We start from the raw sequence: 2,491 nt of genomic DNA, 5'->3' as shown, positions 1-2,491 counted from the left end.
ATCGAATAGAGCCCGCACAGCAGGCCCAGCACGCTCAGCGAGGGCAGGAGCTGGAACACCCCGCCCACGAAGCCAGCCGTGCAGCCATACGCCACCAGCTTGAGCGCGGCCAGGGGGTCGGGCGTGCCGCCGAAGGTGGGCGCCAGCGCGTTCACCAGCAGCGAAAGCAGGTAGACCATGCCCAGCGACAGCACATAGCCCACCACCATATGCACCAGGCCGCTCACGAAAGGCACGCGGAAGCTGATGCCGAAGCCACCCATTCCGATCACCGACATGCCGATGAAGCCCGCCACCGCCGGTATCGCCGCCAGGATGAGCAGCCATTCCTTGTACAGGGACTGCACCGTGGCGGTCTCCTGGGCGATCTGCGGCCAGGTGTCCTTGGGCTTGAGCAGGATGTCTTGGATGCGCTGAACCAGAATCATGGCGATCTCCGCAGGGGTGCCGCATCGTAGAAGCCGGCACCTGCGTGGCACATGGGGCTTTCATGAAGCCGCTCGCGGCGCTGACGTCTTTGGCGTTGGCGAAGCCGCGCTTCCCGAATCGCCGCTTCTGCGAAACCGTACCCGCCCGTAATCTGCAAGCAGCAAAACTTGCGCGTGCCGCGCTGGGCTCACCGGCCCGTGGCACACCGGAAGGCGAGGGGGCCACAAGCCGTTTCGTGAGTTCGGTCGCAAGGGTTTGCTCAGCACGGGCCAGAATGCGCGGCTTCTCATGCCGCTGCCGCCGATGCGCCTCCTCCACGTCCTGTTCGCCCTGCTGTTGCCGACCCTCGCGCAGGCCTGGGGCAACCACACCCCCATGTGCTACCGCGCCTTCGAGCGCATGCCCGAGGTTGCGAACGTTGCGGTCGTGAAGGCCGAACCTCTCGTCGACTTCCTTCGCGACCAGGAAGTGGCCATCGCCGCTCGGCTCGACGCTCAGGAKGCTTTGCTGCGCGAGCGCCTGAAGGGGCATGCCCCCCGGCCCGACGCGCTGCGCTTTGTGGCCGATGCCAAACGCAGCGACGCCGAGCGACGCGCCGCCTTCCTGCGCGCGCTGCGCCTGTCGCCCCAGGCCAGGCTGGCCCTCTATCTGCAGATCGACCCGCGCAACCCCGACGCCGGCCGCCCTGCACTGGATGTCGGCGTGGTCAGTGCCGCCACCCCGGGCAAGGGCGCGACCCAGCGCTTCGTCACACTGCAGCCCGGCGAGACCGTCGCGCCGCTGGCCGTGCTGGCCTCGGCCTGCGACGAGCCCGACTACGGCCACGACCTCAATCTCTTTGACGACAACCCGGGCAGCCCGGCCGACCCGGCTTACGGCTTCGGCAAGCAGCCCTTTGGCAACGCGGCCGTCGCGATCGGCTCGCAGGCGCCTTTCCACATTGGCTTCTTTCACCAGGGCGCCGTCTTCAACACGCTGGCGCCCAGCTTTGCGCGCACCTTCACCGAGTTGCGCGTGCAGCAGTACAGCGCATTGGCCGCGTTGGCCTGGCAGAGCGGCCATGCCTATTGGGGTTGGCGCTTTGCGGGCATGGCCCTGCACCATGTCGAGGACCTGACGCAGCCCTATCACTCCAGCGCTGCGCCGGGCGCGACGCTGGGCCACATGATGTGGGTCAACCTCAAGGCCCAGCTGGGCGCGCCAGCGGATCGCCAGGGATTGGTCGTGCTGCAGAGCAACCGCCATTTCGTGCTGGAGCAGTTCCAGACGCGCTGGATCATCGACAACGCGCAGCAGCGTCGCGATGGCCCGCTGGAGCTCGCGCTGCGCGACGCCACCCGCGACGGCCGCTACCCGGCCTGGGGTTTCGACTATGTACGCGACATCGTCGCGGCCGAGGCGTTCAAGGCCGGGCCGGCGACGGATGCAGCCGTCGTGGTCGGCGCGCCGGCGAAATTCGTCACTGACCCCAATTTGGACTTTGCTGCCAACGAAGCCCAGTTCGGCCCCGAGYTGGCGCGCGACCTGCAGGGTCAACGCGATGCCTTGCACCGGGCCATCGCTGAGCTGCTGGGCCATTTCGGTGCGCACAGCCGCAACGCGCTGCGTGGGATGTTGAAGCAGGCCAGCGCGCCGCATTGATCTTCGCAAACCACGAAACGCCAGTCGTTTTCTGGCGCAGAATCTCTATCTTCACGAAGGCTATGCTGGAGTTGGACGATCAACATGCGCCACGACCTCACCACTCTCAATCTCGTGCTCGCCATCGAGCAGACCCGCTCGATCACGCGCGGCGCCGCCCAGGAACACCTGGCGCTGGCAGCCGCCAGCAAGCGCCTGTCTGACCTGGAAAGCCGCCTTGGCGTGCAGCTCTTTGAGCGGCGCGCGAGGGGGGTCGAACCTACCGAGGCAGGCCGCGCCTTGGTGCGCCATATCCGTTCGCTGCACGCATCCCTCTATGCACTCGAGACCGAGGTCATGGAGTTTTCGCGGGGCATCAAGGGCCATCTGCGCATCGCCGCCAACAGCAGTGCCATCACCGAGGCGCTGCCACCGCATCTGG

3 protein-coding genes are annotated in these 2,491 nt (G+C 67.1%); 2 read left to right on the top strand and 1 reads right to left on the bottom strand.

Annotated elements, in window-relative coordinates; genetic code table 11:
* The coding region (locus ACXJKR_RS29750; RefSeq protein WP_457325911.1) for a Yip1 family protein at positions 1-428 on the bottom strand (428 nt) is incomplete at its 3' end.
* 304 nt (positions 429-732) lie between these two features.
* On the opposite strand from ACXJKR_RS29750, the gene ACXJKR_RS29745 reads away from it, so the two are divergent.
* Positions 733-2,070, top strand: a complete 1,338-nt coding sequence (locus ACXJKR_RS29745) for a hypothetical protein (RefSeq protein ID WP_457325910.1) — start codon at positions 733-735, stop codon at positions 2,068-2,070.
* Positions 2,071-2,154: 84 nt separating this feature from the next.
* Positions 2,155-2,491 (top strand): LysR family transcriptional regulator (locus ACXJKR_RS29740; protein ID WP_457325909.1); only part of this gene is annotated, 337 nt, incomplete at its 3' end.

It is taken from the genome of Roseateles sp. P5_E11, from assembly GCF_054049355.1.
Note: the sequence above shows the minus strand (reverse complement) of the source record. Positions and strands in the feature narration are given on the sequence as shown.